Annotated in this window: 14 protein-coding genes; 13 read left to right on the top strand and 1 reads right to left on the bottom strand. The window is 70.2% G+C overall.

The window, feature by feature from the left end; all coding sequences use genetic code 11:
• Positions 1–97: 97 nt before the first annotated feature.
• Positions 98–598, bottom strand: coding sequence for a transcriptional regulator BldD (bldD, locus tag ACWGDX_RS31060; protein ID WP_030355502.1), 501 nt, complete (start codon positions 596–598; stop codon positions 98–100).
• Positions 599–829: 231 nt separating this feature from the next.
• Between bldD and pyrR the strand changes: the two genes are divergently transcribed.
• The 13 genes from pyrR (at position 830) to metK (ending at position 15,669) form a co-directional block, all read left to right on the top strand.
• Entirely contained in the window at positions 830–1,426 is a 597-nt protein-coding gene (gene pyrR, locus ACWGDX_RS31055) for a bifunctional pyr operon transcriptional regulator/uracil phosphoribosyltransferase PyrR (protein WP_453630941.1), read from the top strand.
• Between the two features lie 85 nt (positions 1,427–1,511).
• Positions 1,512–2,510 carry an aspartate carbamoyltransferase catalytic subunit gene (locus ACWGDX_RS31050; protein WP_453630939.1) on the top strand — a complete coding sequence of 333 codons (999 nt, stop codon included), beginning with the start codon at positions 1,512–1,514 and terminating at the stop codon, positions 2,508–2,510.
• Between the two features lie 18 nt (positions 2,511–2,528).
• Positions 2,529–3,815 (top strand): dihydroorotase, encoded by a 1,287-nt coding sequence (locus tag ACWGDX_RS31045; RefSeq protein ID WP_453630937.1) that lies wholly within the window; start codon positions 2,529–2,531, stop codon positions 3,813–3,815.
• An 8-nt stretch (positions 3,816–3,823) separates the two neighbouring features.
• Positions 3,824–4,495, top strand: a complete 672-nt coding sequence (locus ACWGDX_RS31040) for a PH-like domain-containing protein (RefSeq protein ID WP_453630945.1) — start codon at positions 3,824–3,826, stop codon at positions 4,493–4,495.
• Positions 4,492–5,637 carry a glutamine-hydrolyzing carbamoyl-phosphate synthase small subunit gene (carA, locus tag ACWGDX_RS31035; protein ID WP_453630935.1) on the top strand — a complete coding sequence of 382 codons (1,146 nt, stop codon included), beginning with the start codon at positions 4,492–4,494 and terminating at the stop codon, positions 5,635–5,637. The genes ACWGDX_RS31040 and carA overlap by 4 nt, the downstream gene beginning before the upstream one ends.
• Entirely contained in the window at positions 5,630–8,956 is a 3,327-nt protein-coding gene (carB, locus tag ACWGDX_RS31030) for a carbamoyl-phosphate synthase large subunit (protein ID WP_453630933.1), read from the top strand. Before carA ends, carB begins: the two co-directional genes overlap by 8 nt.
• Positions 8,957–8,977: 21 nt before the next feature.
• Entirely contained in the window at positions 8,978–10,087 is a 1,110-nt protein-coding gene (locus tag ACWGDX_RS31025; RefSeq protein WP_453630931.1) for a quinone-dependent dihydroorotate dehydrogenase, read from the top strand.
• Positions 10,084–11,019 (top strand): orotidine-5'-phosphate decarboxylase, encoded by a 936-nt coding sequence (pyrF, locus tag ACWGDX_RS31020; RefSeq protein WP_453630929.1) that lies wholly within the window; start codon positions 10,084–10,086, stop codon positions 11,017–11,019. Before ACWGDX_RS31025 ends, pyrF begins: the two co-directional genes overlap by 4 nt.
• A 425-nt stretch (positions 11,020–11,444) precedes the next feature.
• On the top strand, positions 11,445–11,768 hold the full coding sequence (locus tag ACWGDX_RS31015) for an integration host factor (RefSeq protein ID WP_066954827.1): 324 nt from the start codon (positions 11,445–11,447) through the stop codon (positions 11,766–11,768).
• Positions 11,769–11,806: 38 nt separating this feature from the next.
• Entirely contained in the window at positions 11,807–12,370 is a 564-nt protein-coding gene (gene gmk / locus ACWGDX_RS31010) for a guanylate kinase (RefSeq protein ID WP_365900583.1), read from the top strand.
• A gap of 95 nt (positions 12,371–12,465) precedes the next feature.
• On the top strand, positions 12,466–12,738 hold the full coding sequence (gene rpoZ / locus ACWGDX_RS31005; RefSeq protein ID WP_003970369.1) for a DNA-directed RNA polymerase subunit omega: 273 nt from the start codon (positions 12,466–12,468) through the stop codon (positions 12,736–12,738).
• Between the two features lie 100 nt (positions 12,739–12,838).
• A complete protein-coding gene (gene coaBC, locus ACWGDX_RS31000; protein ID WP_453630926.1) occupies positions 12,839–14,092 on the top strand; it encodes a bifunctional phosphopantothenoylcysteine decarboxylase/phosphopantothenate--cysteine ligase CoaBC in 1,254 nt (417 codons plus the stop codon).
• A gap of 368 nt (positions 14,093–14,460) precedes the next feature.
• The gene (metK, locus tag ACWGDX_RS30995) at positions 14,461–15,669 is read left to right on the top strand and encodes a methionine adenosyltransferase (RefSeq protein WP_453630924.1); all 1,209 of its coding nucleotides are present in this window, start codon (positions 14,461–14,463) and stop codon (positions 15,667–15,669) included.
• Positions 15,670–15,740 lie beyond the last annotated feature (71 nt).

Below are 15,740 nucleotides of genomic sequence, written 5' to 3'. Positions count from 1 at the left end.
GGGTACGGGCGGGCCGGACGCGCCGGGGGACGGCCCCGCGGGCAGCGCGGGACCGTCCCCCCGGAGGTGACGTTTCTGCTGATATGTGGTGGGTTGGTCAGCCCTCTTCGTGGGCCACCGCGCGGCGGGCGTCCGCGTCGAGAACGCCCCAGCTGATGAGCTGCTCGGTCAGGACCGACGGCGACTGGTCATAGATCACGGCCAGGGTGCGCAGATCGTCCTGGCGGATCGACAGCACCTTGCCGTTGTAGTCGCCGCGCTGGCTCTGGATCGTCGCCGCGTACCGCTGGAGCGGGCCCGCCTTCTCCTGCGGCACATGGGCGAGCCGCTCCAGGTCGAGGACGAGCTTCGGCGGCGGCTCGGCGGCTCCGCCGGGCGTCGTGCCAGGAAGCAGTTCCTGCACGGGGACCCCGTAGAAATCCGCCAGCTCGGCGAGGCGCTGCACCGTCACGGCACGGTCGCCACGCTCGTACGAACCGACCACCACGGCCTTCCAGCGGCCCTGGGACTTCTCCTCCACGCCATGGAGCGAGAGGCCCTGCTGGGTGCGGATGGCGCGGAGTTTGGCCCCGAGCTGCTTTGCGTATTCGCTGGACATATAGCTCCCCGGACGAAGTCTGGTAACTCACTGTGAGGTTACGCAGCGTTACTTGGATGCGTCAAGCCGAGGGATCCGCGAGCGGCTCCCCGAGGGGCCTCCCGCCGCTTCCTGACTGCCTTCCGAGGGGGTGCCACCAGGTGTTCGACGGACGCCCTGCTAGCCTGGGTGGCGTAATTTCGACGTCCTTTAAAGTCCGTCCCGTGAGGCGGAGAAGGAGGTCCGTTTCGTATGGACACAGACACGCCGGACTCCCCGGCCGACAGCTCCGGCGCCGCGCGCCCCGTGCTGGAGGCCCCCGACATCGCACGGGTCCTGACCCGTATCGCCCACGAGATCGTCGAACGCGCCAAGGGCGCCGACGACGTGGTGCTGCTCGGCATTCCGACCCGCGGGGTCTTCCTGGCCCGCCGGCTGGCCGACAAGCTCGCGGAGATCACGGGACGCTCGATCCCGGTCGGCTCCCTCGACATCACCATGTACCGCGACGATCTGCGGCTGCGTCCGGCCCGTGCGCTGGCCCGTACCGACATTCCCGCCGACGGGGTCGACGGACGTCTCGTGGTCCTCGTCGACGATGTGCTCTTCTCCGGCCGGACCATCCGCGCCGCCCTCGACGCCCTCGGCGACATCGGCCGGCCCCGCGCCGTCCAGCTCGCCGTCCTCGTCGACCGCGGCCACCGCGAGCTGCCGATCCGCGCCGACTACGTCGGCAAGAACATCCCCACCTCGCTGCGGGAGACGGTCAAGGTCCAGCTCGCCGAGGAGGACGGCCGGGACACCGTGCTGCTCGGCCTCCAGCGGCCCTTCGCGTCCGGCGAGCGGTAGGGCCGCTTCCGTACGCTCCGATCCCCGTACGGACGCCTCCGGGCGCCCGCATGCCCGCACACCCAGACACCGGAGCACTCTCCCGATGCTGCGCCTCCCAGGGGCAAACGCCCGCACACCCGGCCATCTCATCTCGGCGGGCGATCTCAGCCGTGACGACGCCGTGCTGATCCTCGACACCGCGGAGGAGATGGCCCGGGTCGCCGACCGGCCCATCAAGAAGCTGCCGACCCTGCGCGGCCGTACGGTCGTGAATCTCTTCTTCGAGGACTCCACCCGCACCCGGATCTCCTTCGAGGCCGCGGCCAAGCGTCTGTCGGCCGATGTCATCAACTTCTCCGCCAAGGGCTCGTCCGTCTCCAAGGGCGAGTCGCTCAAGGACACCGCGCTGACCCTGGAGGCGATGGGCGCCGACGCCGTTGTCATCCGGCACCCCGCGTCCGGTGCCCCCTACCGGCTCGCCACCTCCGGCTGGATCGACGGCGCGGTCGTCAACGCGGGCGACGGCACCCATGAACACCCCACCCAGGCGCTGCTGGACGCCTTCACCCTGCGCCGCCGGCTGGTCGGCGCCGACCAGGGCACGGGGCGCGGTCTCGACGGGCGGCGGGTCACCATCGTCGGCGATGTGCTGCACAGCCGGGTCGCCCGCTCGAACATCCTGCTGCTGCACACGCTCGGCGCCCAGGTCACGGTGGTCGCCCCGCCCACACTCGTACCGATCGGCGTCGAGGGCTGGCCGTGCGAGGTCTCGTACGACCTGGACCGGGTGCTGCCCACGTCCGACGCCGTGATGATGCTGCGGGTGCAGCGGGAGCGGATGAACGCCGCGTTCTTCCCGACCGAGCGCGAGTACTCCCGCCGCTACGGGCTGGACGGCGACCGGATGAGCCGGATGCCCGAGGACTCCGTCGTGATGCACCCGGGCCCGATGAACCGCGGTATGGAGATCACCGCCGAGGTCGCCGACTCCGACCGCTGCACGGCCGTCGAGCAGGTCGCCAACGGTGTCTCGATCCGGATGGCCGTGCTCTATCTGCTGCTGGGCGGCAACGAGTCCGCCGTCACACATTCCCGCGCGTAACGAGGAGAACAGGTAACCATGAGCAAGATCCTTATCAGGGGCGCGCGGGTGCTCGGCGGCGAGCCGCGGGACGTACTGATCGACGGTGAGACCATCGCGGCGACGGGTACGGGACTGGACGCCGGCGACGCCACGGTCGTGGCGGCCGAGGGGCGCGTCCTGCTGCCCGGTCTGGTCGATCTGCACACCCATCTGCGCGAGCCCGGCCGTGAGGACTCGGAGACCGTCCTGACGGGCACCCGCGCCGCCGCCGTCGGAGGCTTCACCGCCGTCCACGCCATGGCCAACACCTTCCCCGTGGCCGATACGGCCGGTGTGGTGGAGCAGGTCTGGCGGCTGGGCCGGGAGTACGGCTACTGCGATGTCCAGCCGGTCGGCGCGGTGACCGTCGGGCTGGCGGGCAAGCACCTCGCGGAACTGGGCGCCATGCACGACTCCGCCGCCCAGGTGCGGGTCTTCTCGGACGACGGCAAGTGCGTGGACGACGCCGTGATCATGCGGCGGGCGCTGGAGTACGTGAAGGCGTTCGACGGGGTGATCGCGCAGCACGCCCAGGAGCCGCGGCTGACCGAGGGCGCGCAGATGAACGAGGGCGTCGTCTCCGCCGAGCTGGGGCTCGGCGGCTGGCCGGCCGTCGCCGAGGAGTCGGTCATCGCCCGCGATGTGCTGCTCGCCGCCCATGTCGGCTCCCGGGTGCACATCTGCCATCTGTCGACGGCCGGATCCGTGGAGCTGGTGCGCTGGGCGAAGTCCAAGGGCTGGAATGTCACGGCCGAGGTCACCCCGCACCATCTCCTTCTCACCGACGAGCTGGTCCGCACCTACGACCCCGTCTACAAGGTGAACCCGCCGCTGCGCACGGAGGCGGACGTACAGGCGCTGCGCGCGGCGCTCGCGGACGGCACGATCGACTGCGTCGCCACCGACCACGCCCCGCATCCGCACGAGGACAAGGACTGCGAGTGGGCCGCCGCCGCCATGGGCATGGTCGGTCTGGAGACGGCGCTGTCGGTCGTCCAGGAGACCATGGTGGAGACCGGGCTGCTGGACTGGGCGGGGGTGGCCGACCGGATGTCGTTCCGGCCGGCCCGTATCGGCCGTCTCACGGGCCACGGGCGTCCCGTCTCGGTGGGCGAGCCCGCCAACCTCACCCTGGTCGATCCGGCATACCGTGGTTCCGTGGACCCGGCGGGCTTCGCCTCCCGCAGCCGCAACACCCCCTACCAGGGCCGTGAGCTGCCAGGACGCGTCACCCACACCTTCCTCCGGGGCCGCGCCACGGTCGTCGACGGGAATCTGGCGTGACAAGTGCGATGGTTCATCTCCCTCCGGTCCCCCTGGCCGCCGAGCAGAAGTCGGCGGAGGTCACCGACTGGGCCGCCCGGACCGGCTGGGTCGTCGGTCTGCTGCTCTTCATCGCGCTCGTGTACTGGCTGATGCGCCAGGGCTGGAAGTGGCGCGGCAGTCTCCAGTCCGGGCTGCCCGAGCTGCCCACCGCGCCCGCCACGGCGGGCACGGACCGTACGGCGGGCACCGCCACGCTGGCCCTGACCGGCCGCTACCACGGCTCCACCACGGCGGGACAGTGGCTCGACCGCATCGTGGCCCATGGCCTGGGCGCCCGCAGCCGGGTGGAGCTGACGCTCACCGACGCGGGAGTGGAGGTCGTACGCCCCGGCGCCGACGACTTCTTCATCCCCGCCGCACAGCTCCGTGAGGCCCGGCTCGACAAGGGCATCGCGGGCAAGGTCCTCGCCGAGGGCGGACTGCTGATCATCACCTGGGAGCACGGCGGCACGCTGATCGACTCGGGCTTCCGCTCCGACCGCTCCGCCGAGCACACCGCCTGGGTCGAGGCCGTCAACTCCCCGCCCCGTGCCGCCGGGAGCGCCAAGGACACCGGCATGAGCGCCACGGCCCGCGCCGGGAGCGCCACGGACACCATGAAAGTCACACCCGTCACGACGGAAGGCCCCGCACGATGACCACCTCCACCCGGGGAACCGCCCGCGCCCAGGCGTCTCCCGCCGTACTCGTCCTGGAGGACGGCCGCAGCTTCCGCGGCCGTGCCTACGGGGCCGTGGGGGAGACCTTCGGCGAGGCGGTGTTCTCCACCGGAATGACCGGCTACCAGGAGACCCTCACCGACCCGTCGTACCACCGCCAGGTGGTCGTGATGACCGCCCCGCACGTCGGCAACACCGGTGTCAACGACGAGGACCCTGAGTCCCGGCGGATCTGGGTCGCCGGCTATGTCGTACGCGACCCCGCGCGCACGCCGTCCAACTGGCGCTCACGGCGCTCGCTCGACGAGGAACTCGTCGCCCAGGGCGTCGTCGGCATCAGCGGTATCGACACCCGCGCGCTCACCCGCCATCTGCGCGAGCGCGGCGCGATGCGCGTCGGGATCTTCTCCGGCGAGGCGCTCGCCGACGAGGCCGCACTGCTCGCGCGCGTCCAGGCGGTCCCGGAGATGTGCGGCGCCGATCTCTCCGCCGAGGTCGCCACCGCGCGTTCGTACGTCGTGCCCGCCATAGGCCGGAAGCGCTTCACCGTCGCCGCGCTGGACCTGGGCATCAAGGGCATGACCCCGCACCGGATGGCCGAGCGCGGTATCGAGGTGCATGTCCTGCCCGCCACCGCCACGCTCGACGAGGTGTACGCGACCGCCCCCGACGGGGTCTTCCTCTCCAACGGCCCCGGCGACCCGGCGACCGCCGATCTCACCGTCGTCAAGGGCGTCCTGGAGCGCGGCACCCCGCTCTTCGGCATCTGCTTCGGCAATCAGCTCCTCGGCCGCGCGCTCGGCTTCGGCACGTACAAGCTGAAGTACGGCCACCGCGGCATCAACCAGCCGGTGCAGGACCGGACGACGGGAAAGGTCGAGGTGACCGCGCACAACCACGGATTCGCCGTGGACGCCCCGCTCGACCAGGTCTCCGAGACCCCCTACGGCCGCGCCGAGGTCTCCCACGTCTGCCTCAACGACAACGTGGTCGAGGGGCTCAGGCTGCTCGACCGGCCGGTCTTCAGCGTCCAGTACCACCCCGAGGCGGCCGCGGGCCCGCACGACGCCGCGTACCTCTTCGACCGCTTCGTATCCCTGATGGAGGACCAGCGTGCCTAAGCGCACCGATATCCAGTCCGTCCTGGTCATCGGTTCAGGACCGATCGTCATCGGCCAGGCCGCCGAGTTCGACTACTCCGGCACCCAGGCCTGCCGCGTCCTCAAGGCCGAGGGCCTGCGCGTCATCCTGGTCAACTCCAACCCCGCCACGATCATGACGGACCCGGAGATCGCCGACGCCACCTATGTCGAACCGATCACCCCGGACTTCGTCGAGAAGATCATCGCCAAGGAGCGCCCCGACGCGCTGCTGCCCACCCTGGGCGGTCAGACCGCGCTCAACACCGCGATCTCCCTCCACGACGCGGGCACCCTCGACAAGTACGGCGTCGAGCTGATCGGCGCCAATGTCGAGGCGATCAACAAGGGCGAGGACCGCGATCTCTTCAAGGAGGTCGTCGAGGCCGTCCGCACGAAGATCGGGCACGGCGAGTCCGCGCGCTCGGTCATCTGCCACTCCATGGACGATGTCGTGGCCGGGGTCGGGACGCTCGGCGGCTATCCCGTCGTCGTCCGCCCCTCCTTCACCATGGGCGGCGCGGGCTCCGGCTTCGCGCACGACGAGGCGGAACTGCGCCGGATCGCCGGACAGGGCCTGATGCTCTCCCCGACCACCGAGGTGCTCCTGGAGGAGTCCATCCTCGGCTGGAAGGAGTACGAACTGGAGCTGATGCGCGACAAGAACGACAATGTCGTGGTCGTCTGCTCCATCGAGAACTTCGACCCGATGGGTGTGCACACGGGCGACTCGATCACCGTCGCGCCCGCGATGACGCTCACCGACCGCGAGTACCAGATCCTGCGGGACATCGGCATCGCCGTGATCCGCGAGGTCGGTGTCGACACCGGCGGCTGCAACATCCAGTTCGCGGTGAACCCCGAGGACGGCCGGGTCATCGTCATCGAGATGAACCCGCGCGTCTCCCGTTCCTCCGCGCTCGCCTCCAAGGCCACCGGATTCCCGATCGCGAAGATCGCCGCCCGGCTCGCCGTCGGCTACACGCTGGACGAGATCCCCAACGACATCACCGAGAAGACCCCGGCGTCCTTCGAGCCGACACTGGACTATGTCGTCGTCAAGGTGCCCCGCTTCGCCTTCGAGAAGTTCCCGGCCGCCGACGCCAGCCTCACCACCACCATGAAGTCGGTCGGCGAGGCCATGGCCATCGGCCGTAACTTCACCGAGGCGCTCCAGAAGGCGCTGCGCTCGCTGGAGAAGGCGGGCAGCCAGTTCTCCTTCGGCGACGACCCCGGCATCGTGGGGCCGGGCGCCAAGGACGCGCTCCTGGAGACCGCCAAGGTGCCCACCGACGGGCGGATCAACACCGTCATGCGGGCCATCCGCGCGGGCGCCACCCAGGAAGAGGTCTTCGAGGCGACGAAGATCGACCCGTGGTTCGTCGACCAGCTCTTCCTGATCAAGGAGTACGCCGACGAGCTGGCCGGCGCCGAGCGGCTCTCGCCCGAACTGCTCGCCGAGGCCAAGCGGCACGGCTTCTCCGACCAGCAGATCGCCGGGATCCGCGGTCTGCGCGAGGATGTGGTCCGCGAGGTCAGGCACGCCCTCGGGGTGCGCCCGGTCTACAAGACGGTGGACACCTGCGCCGCCGAGTTCGCCGCGAAGACCCCGTACTTCTACTCCTCGTACGACGAGGAGAGCGAGGTCGCCCCGCGCGAGAAGCCCGCCGTGATCATCCTCGGTTCGGGACCCAACCGGATCGGCCAGGGCATCGAGTTCGACTACTCCTGTGTCCACGCCTCCTTCGCGCTGAGCGAGGCCGGATACGAGACCGTGATGGTCAACTGCAACCCGGAGACCGTCTCCACCGACTACGACACCTCCGACCGGCTCTACTTCGAGCCGCTCACCCTGGAGGACGTCCTGGAGATCGTGCACGCCGAGTCCCAGGCCGGCCCGGTCGCGGGTGTCATCGTCCAGCTCGGCGGCCAGACCCCGCTCGGTCTGGCCCAGGCGCTCAAGGACAACGGCGTACCGGTCGTCGGCACGCCGCCCGAGGCGATCCACGCGGCCGAGGACCGCGGGGCCTTCGGCCGGGTCCTCGCCGAGGCGGGACTGCCCGCGCCCAAGCACGGCACCGCCACCACCTTCGCCGAGGCCAAGGCCATCGCCGACGAGATCGGCTACCCCGTCCTGGTGCGGCCCTCGTACGTCCTCGGCGGACGCGGCATGGAGATCGTGTACGACGAGACCAGGCTCTCCTCGTACATCGCCGAGTCCACCGAGATCAGCCCCACCCGGCCGGTCCTCGTGGACCGCTTCCTCGACGACGCCATCGAGATCGACGTGGACGCGCTCTACGACGGTACGGAGCTGTATCTCGGCGGGGTCATGGAGCACATCGAGGAGGCCGGGATCCACTCCGGCGACTCGGCGTGCGCCCTGCCGCCCATCACCCTGGGCGGCTTCGACATCAAGCGGCTGCGCGCCTCGACGGAGGCCATCGCCAAGGGCGTCGGGGTCCGCGGACTGATCAATATCCAGTTCGCGCTGGCCGGGGACATCCTGTACGTCCTGGAGGCCAACCCGCGCGCCTCCCGTACGGTCCCCTTCACCTCCAAGGCGACCGCCGTACCGCTCGCCAAGGCCGCCGCCCGGATCTCGCTGGGCGCCACCGTCGCCGAACTGCGCGCGGAGGGCCTGCTGCCTGCCCAGGGCGACGGCGGCACGCTGCCGCTCGACGCGCCGATCTCGGTCAAGGAGGCCGTGATGCCGTGGTCGCGCTTCCGCGACATCCACGGGCGCGGGGTGGACACCGTCCTCGGCCCGGAGATGCGCTCCACCGGCGAGGTCATGGGCATCGACTCGGCCTTCGGCACGGCGTACGCCAAGTCGCAGGCCGGAGCGTACGGCCCGCTGCCCACCAAGGGCCGCGCCTTCATCTCCGTCGCCAACCGCGACAAGCGCTCGATGATCTTCCCGGCGCGTGAACTGGTCGCCCACGGCTTCGAACTGCTCGCCACCTCCGGCACCGCCGAGGTCCTCAGGCGCAACGGCATCCACGCGGTCGTGGTGCGCAAGCAGAGCGAGGGCGAGGGCCCGGACGGCGAGAAGACCATCGTCCAGCTCATCCACGACGGCGAGGTGGATCTCATCGTCAACACCCCGTACGGGACCGGTGGCCGCCTCGACGGCTACGAGATCCGTACGGCCGCCGTGGCGCGGTCCGTGCCCTGTCTGACGACGGTCCAGGCGCTGGCCGCCGCCGTCCAGGGCATCGACGCCCTCAACCACGGCGAGGTCGGTGTCCGCTCGCTCCAGGAGCACGCGCGGCGGCTGACCGCGGCGCGCGAGGACTAGGCCCGGGGGAAGAGCCACTTCATGTACGGAATTTTCTTCAGGCTGGTCTTCCGGCGGATGGACACGGAGCGTGCCCACCATCTCGCCGTCGGCTGGATCCGGTTCGTGGCCCGTGTTCCCGTGCTGCGTACGTTCGTCGCCGCGGCCCTCGCGCCGCGCTTCGGGGAACTGCGTACCGAGGCGTTCGGACTGCGGATGCACGGCCCCTTCGGACTCGCCGCCGGCTTCGACAAGAACGCCCTGGCCATCGACGGCATGTCCATGCTCGGCTTCGACCACATCGAGATCGGTACGGTCACGGGCGAGCCGCAGCCGGGCAACCCCAGGAGGCGGCTCTTCCGCCTCGTGGCCGACCGCGCCCTGGTCAACCGGATGGGCTTCAACAACGAGGGCTCGGCCGCCGTGGCGGCCCGGCTGGGGGCCCGCAGGGCGGTCTTCAGGACGACGGTCGGCGTCAACATCGGCAAGACCAAGGTCGTCCCCGAGAGTGAGGCGGTCGCGGACTATGTTCTCTCGACGGAGCGGCTGGCGGGCCACGCCGACTATCTCGTGGTCAATGTCAGTTCGCCCAACACCCCCGGACTGCGCAGCCTCCAGGCCGTCGATCTGCTCAGGCCGCTGCTGAGCGCCGTACGGGAAGCGGCCGACCGTACCGTCACCGGCCGCCGGGTCCCGCTGCTGGTCAAGATCGCGCCCGATCTCGCGGACGAGGACGTCGACGCCGTGGCCGACCTCGCCGTCGAACTCGGTCTGGACGGGATCATCGCCACCAACACCACCATCGCCCGCGAGGGGCTCGGGCTGCGCTCGGACCCCGGGCTGATCGCGGAGGCCGGCGGACTGTCCGGCGCGCCCCTCAAAGCACGCTCGCTGGAGGTGCTGCGCCGGCTGTACGCGCGGGTGGGCGACCGGATCACGCTGGTCGGGGTCGGCGGGATCGAGGACGCCGAGGACGCCTGGCAGCGCATTCTGGCCGGTGCCACGCTGGTCCAGGGGTACAGCGCCTTCATCTACGAGGGCCCGTTCTGGAGCCGCGCCGTCCACAAGGGACTAGCGGCCCGGCTCCGGGTCAGTCCGTACAGCACGCTCGCCGAGGCCGTCGGCGCAGACACCCGGAAGGTGACCGCATGACCGAGGAACTGTCCGGCACCGGTCCCGAGGGGCACGGGGACCGTCGGGGCCGGCAGGACGGGCAGGGTCACCGGGGCCGACGGGACGGCCAGGACGGGCAGGCGCCCTTCGGTGCCCGGCTGCGGCAGGCCATGGACACCAGGGGACAGCTCTGCGTCGGCATCGACCCGCACGGCTCGCTGCTCACGGCCTGGGGCCTGAGCGACGATGTCGCCGGTCTGGAGCGCTTCACCCGTACAACGGTGGAGGCTCTGGCCGACCGGGTGGCCGTACTCAAACCGCAGTCGGCGTTCTTCGAGCGCTTCGGATCGCGCGGTATCGCCGTACTGGAGAAGGCCGTCGAGGAGGCTCGGGCGGCCGGGGCGCTGGTCCTGATGGACGCCAAGCGCGGTGACATCGGCTCGACGATGGCCGCGTACGCGGCGACGTACCTGGACAAGGACTCGCCGCTCTTCTCGGACGCGGTCACGGTCTCGCCGTACCTCGGCTTCGGATCCCTGCGGCCGGCGCTGGACGCGGCGGCCGTCTCGGGCGCCGGGGTGTTCGTGCTCGCGCTCACCTCCAACCCGGAGGGCGGCGAGGTGCAGCGCGCCACCGCCCCCGACGGGCGGTCGGTGGCACAGCTCATGCTCGACCACATGGCCGCGGAGAACGCGGGTGCAGAGCCGCTCGGATCGGTCGGCGCGGTCGTCGGGGCGACCCTCGCGCGCGCGGGCGCGGATCTCGCGATCAACGGTCCGCTGCTCGCCCCCGGCATCGGCGCGCAGGGCGCGACCCCCGCCGATCTGCCCGGCCTGTTCGGCGCCGAGGTGGGCCGGGTGGTGCCCAGCGTCAGCCGGGGCGTGCTGCGCCACGGTCCGGACATCAGTGCCCTTCGGGAGGCCGCGCGGCGGTTCGCGGACGAGGTGCGGACCGCCGTGTCCGCTTCGTAGGGCCCTGTACGCATGACTGCCGCCTTGCCGGGATCGTCCGAGTGTGACCGGTACGGGGATGCCCCTCCGCCTCGCGTCCGCACGCGCCGGGTGCCGCGCCGGGTGCCGCGAAACCCGCCCCGTGCGCGGGTGGCGGGAGGCGGGACGTACCCGCCCGGCGGGAGCTTGCCCCGTACACGCGGACGCCGGTCGCGGGGTTCTCGTCGGGTTCGCTGACCAAAAAGTTGGGCAAAATGACCAAAATGTCACCCCCGATCGATGCTGACCAGGACTTTTCGTCTGTTCTCGCTGACTCCAGCGGCCTTGGCCGCTAGTCTCCGTCGAGAGCCAACGTGCAGTACGTTGCCCGTTGCTCGCCTGGTGTGGGGCGAACAGGTTCCTCACCGGTCCGTATCCGACAGTTCGACATCCGAGGTGACGTAGGCGTGGCTCTTCCGCCCCTTACCCCTGAACAGCGCGCAGCCGCGCTCGAAAAGGCCGCCGCGGCTCGCCGGGAGCGGGCCGAGGTCAAGAATCGACTCAAGCACTCCGGCGCCTCTCTCCATGACGTCATCAAGCAGGGCCAGGAGAATGACGTCATCGGGAAGATGAAGGTCTCCGCACTGCTCGAGTCCCTGCCCGGCGTGGGCAAGGTCCGCGCCAAGCAGATCATGGAGCGGCTCGGTATCTCCGAGAGCCGGCGTGTCCGAGGTCTCGGCTCCAACCAGATCGCCTCCCTTGAGCGCGAGTTCGGCGGCAGCGGCGCCTGACGTTCCCGGAGACTCCCGGGAACCTGGATAATCGCTGCATGGCAGCAGAGGCACGACCGCGGCTGACCGTGCTCTCCGGCCCCTCCGGGGTCGGTAAGAGCACGGTCGTCGCCCATATGCGCAAGGTCCACCCCGAGGTATGGCTCTCGGTGTCGGCCACCACCAGAAAGCCGCGCCCCGGCGAACGCCACGGCGTCCAGTACTTCTTTGTCACCGACGAGGAGTTCGACAAACTGGTCGCCAATGGTGAATTGCTGGAATGGGCGGAGTTCGCGGGCCACCGTTACGGCACTCCGCGGCAGGCGGTCCTCGACCGGCTGGGCGCGGGTGAGCCCGTACTCCTGGAGATCGATCTCCAGGGCGCCCGGCAGGTCAAGGAATCGATGTCCGATTCCCGGCTGATCTTTCTGGCCCCGCCGAGCTGGGACGAGCTGGTGCGCCGGCTCACCGGCCGGGGTACCGAGTCGCCCGAGGTGATCGAGCGCCGCCTGGCGGCCGCCAAAGTGGAACTGGCCGCCGAGTCGGAGTTCGATACGACCCTGGTCAACACCTCGGTCGAGGACGTCGCGCGTGAGCTGCTAGCCTTGATGGCAGTTGCATGATCTTTTGTGGGCTTTTCCCGATTCGGGAATCCCACGTCGGCGGCGCCGGTCCGGGCCGCCGATATCTCCCTGAATTTTCTTCGGAAGGCTAGAGAGTGTCCTCTTCCATCACCACGCCCGAGGGCATCATCAACCCGCCGATCGATGAGCTGCTCGAGGCCACGGACTCGAAGTACAGCCTCGTGATCTACGCGGCGAAGCGCGCGCGCCAGATCAACGCGTACTACTCGCAGCTCGGCGAAGGCCTGCTCGAGTACGTCGGTCCGCTGGTGGACACCCACGTCCACGAGAAGCCGCTCTCCATCGCCCTGCGCGAGATCAACGCGGGTCTGCTGACCTCCGAGGCCATCGAGGGCCCGGCTCAGTAGTTCATACATTCGCACTTTCTCTCGTTTATCCACAGGCCCGGCAGCGCGCTGCCGGGCCTGTGGTGTGTCATGTCCTTACGAGAGATCGAGGGGAGACACGGTGGAGAAGCCGAAGGTCGTTCTGGGGGTCGCGGGCGGGATCGCCGCGTACAAGGCGTGCGAGCTGCTGCGCGGACTCACCGAGTCCGGCCATGACGTACGGGTCGTGCCGACCGCTGCCGCGCTGCGTTTCGTCGGGGCCGCGACCTGGTCGGCGCTCTCCGGCCATCCCGTCTCCACCGAGGTCTGGGCCGATGTCCATGAGGTGCCGCACGTACGGATCGGGCAGTCCGCCGATCTGGTGGTCGTCGCCCCGGCCACCGCGGATCTGCTCGCCAAGGCGGCGCACGGTCTCGCCGACGATCTGCTCACCAGCACGCTCCTCACCGCCCGCTGTCCGGTCGTCTTCGCCCCGGCCATGCACACGGAGATGTGGGAGCATCCCGCCACCCAGGAGAATGTCGCGACGCTGCGCCGCCGGGGGGCCGTGGTCATCGAGCCCGCGGTCGGCCGGCTCACCGGTGTCGACACCGGCAAGGGACGGCTGCCCGATCCGGGCGAGATTTTCGAGCTCTGCCGCCGGGTCCTGGCGCGCGGTGCCCGGGAGCCGGATCTGGCGGGCCGCCATGTCGTGGTCAGCGCGGGGGGTACGCGCGAGCCGCTCGACCCCGTGCGCTATCTGGGGAACCGCTCCTCGGGCAAGCAGGGATTCGCGCTGGCCCGTACGGCGGCCGCCCGGGGAGCCAGGGTCACTCTGATCGAGGCCAATACGGGGATGACGGACCCGGCGGGTGTCGATGTGGTCCATGTCGGGACGGCAGTGCAGCTCAGGGAGGCGGTGCTGAAGGCCGCGGCGGAGGCGGACGCGGTGGTCATGGCGGCTGCCGTCGCCGACTTCAGGCCGGCCGTGTACGCCGAGGGGAAGATCAAGAAGAAGGACGGCGAGGAGCCCGCTCCGGTCGCACTGCTGCGCAACCCGGACATCCTCGCCGAGATCTCGGCCGAGCGCGCGCACGGGGACCAGGTGATCGTCGGTTTCGCCGCGGAGACGGACGACGTGCTCGCGAACGGCCGGCGCAAGCTGCTGCGCAAGGGGTGCGACCTGCTGGTGGTCAATGAGGTGGGGGAGCGGAAGACCTTCGGCACGGAGGAGAACGAAGCGGTCGTGCTGGCCGCGGACGGCGGGGAGACCCCGGTGCCCTACGGGCCGAAGGAGGCCCTCGCGGATGTCGTCTGGGATCTGGTGGTGCCGAGGCTGGGGCGCGGTCCTGGCGGTCCGGGGCCGGATCGGGAGCCGGAGGGCGAACCGCGGTAGCGACGGCGACCGGGCGGTGGAGAGAACGGGAGAAATGGGGAGTGAACGGGTGCGGTTGTGACACATTCCGGGGCTCGTGTGAATTCTGTGTTGCGTGTCCTTCGGTCGGCCCCTTTTCCGGAAGTGCTTCCGGAGCAGCCGTTCCCGGCACTAGAGAACTGCTCTAATCCGGCGCAGCGGGCCCTGGCCAGGGGCGATCGCGGTATCGCATAATGCAGTGCCGCGGGCGACGGGACTCCCACAGAACGAGACACTTCGCCCCGTGGTGTCATACGACCGATAAAGTGGTCGTGGTCCGTCGCGGGGCTGCAGCCCCCCGCCGGTCCGCCAATGATCAGCCAGCAGCCGCTGCAACCTCAGGGAGCGATGTGTCCCGCCGTCTGTTCACCTCGGAGTCCGTGACCGAAGGTCACCCCGACAAGATCGCTGACCAGATCAGCGACACCATTCTTGACGCGCTCCTGCGGGAGGACCCGTCCTCCCGCGTCGCCGTGGAGACCTTGATCACCACCGGTCAGGTCCATGTGGCCGGCGAGGTCACGACCAAGGCCTACGCGCCGATCGCCCAGCTCGTCCGGGACAAGATCCTGGAGATCGGCTACGACTCCTCGAAGAAGGGCTTCGACGGCGCCTCCTGCGGCGTCTCGGTGTCCATCGGCGCGCAGTCGCCCGACATCGCCCAGGGCGTCGACACGGCGTACGAGAAGCGTGTCGAAGGTGACGAGGACGAGCTGGACAAGCAGGGCGCCGGCGACCAGGGCCTGATGTTCGGCTACGCCTGCGACGAGACGCCCGAGCTGATGCCGCTCCCGATCCACCTCGCGCACCGGCTCTCGCGCCGTCTCTCCGAGGTCCGCAAGAACGGGACCATCCCGTATCTGCGCCCCGACGGCAAGACCCAGGTCACCATCGAGTACGACGGCGACAAGGCCGTCCGGCTCGACACCGTCGTCGTCTCCTCGCAGCACGCCTCCGACATCGACCTGGACTCGCTGCTCGCGCCCGACGTGCGTGAGTTCGTCGTCGAGCACGTCCTCCAGGAGCTGGTCGACGACGGCATCAAGCTGGAGACCGAGGGCTACCGCCTGCTGGTCAACCCGACCGGACGCTTCGAGATCGGCGGCCCGATGGGCGACGCCGGTCTGACCGGCCGCAAGATCATCATCGACACCTACGGCGGCATGGCCCGTCACGGCGGCGGCGCCTTCTCCGGCAAGGACCCGTCGAAGGTCGACCGCTCCGCGGCGTACGCGATGCGCTGGGTCGCGAAGAACGTCGTGGCGGCGGGCCTGGCCTCACGCTGCGAGGTCCAGGTCGCCTACGCGATCGGCAAGGCCGAGCCGGTCGGTCTCTTCGTCGAGACCTTCGGCACCGCCACGGTCGACACCGAGAAGATCGAGCAGGCCATCGGCCAGGTCTTCGACCTCCGCCCGGCCGCGATCATCCGCGACCTCGACCTGCTCCGCCCGATCTACTCCCAGACGGCGGCGTACGGCCACTTCGGCCGCGAGCTCCCCGAGTTCACCTGGGAGACCACGGACCGGGTGGACGCCCTCCGCGAGGCCGCGGGCCTCTGACCCACCGAGCCCCGCACCGGCTTTCAACGGCCCCGGACCGCAGGACGGTCCGGGGCCGTTCCCTGTGCGCC

It is taken from the genome of Streptomyces sp. NPDC055025, assembly GCF_053608565.1.
This window is presented reverse-complemented; position numbering and strand designations above follow the sequence as displayed.

Coding starts and splice junctions, on each gene's coding strand:
- ACWGDX_RS31045 (WP_453630937.1), top strand. CDS start 2,529: ATGAGCAAGATCCTTATCAGGGGCGCGCGGGTGCTCGGCGGCGAGCCG.
- ACWGDX_RS31050 (WP_453630939.1), top strand. CDS start 1,512: ATGCTGCGCCTCCCAGGGGCAAACGCCCGCACACCCGGCCATCTCATC.
- ACWGDX_RS31025 (WP_453630931.1), top strand. CDS start 8,978: ATGTACGGAATTTTCTTCAGGCTGGTCTTCCGGCGGATGGACACGGAG.
- gmk (WP_365900583.1), top strand. CDS start 11,807: ATGGCAGCAGAGGCACGACCGCGGCTGACCGTGCTCTCCGGCCCCTCC.
- pyrF (WP_453630929.1), top strand. CDS start 10,084: ATGACCGAGGAACTGTCCGGCACCGGTCCCGAGGGGCACGGGGACCGT.
- carA (WP_453630935.1), top strand. CDS start 4,492: ATGACCACCTCCACCCGGGGAACCGCCCGCGCCCAGGCGTCTCCCGCC.
- ACWGDX_RS31040 (WP_453630945.1), top strand. CDS start 3,824: ATGGTTCATCTCCCTCCGGTCCCCCTGGCCGCCGAGCAGAAGTCGGCG.
- bldD (WP_030355502.1), bottom strand. CDS start 598: ATGTCCAGCGAATACGCAAAGCAGCTCGGGGCCAAACTCCGCGCCATC.
- pyrR (WP_453630941.1), top strand. CDS start 830: ATGGACACAGACACGCCGGACTCCCCGGCCGACAGCTCCGGCGCCGCG.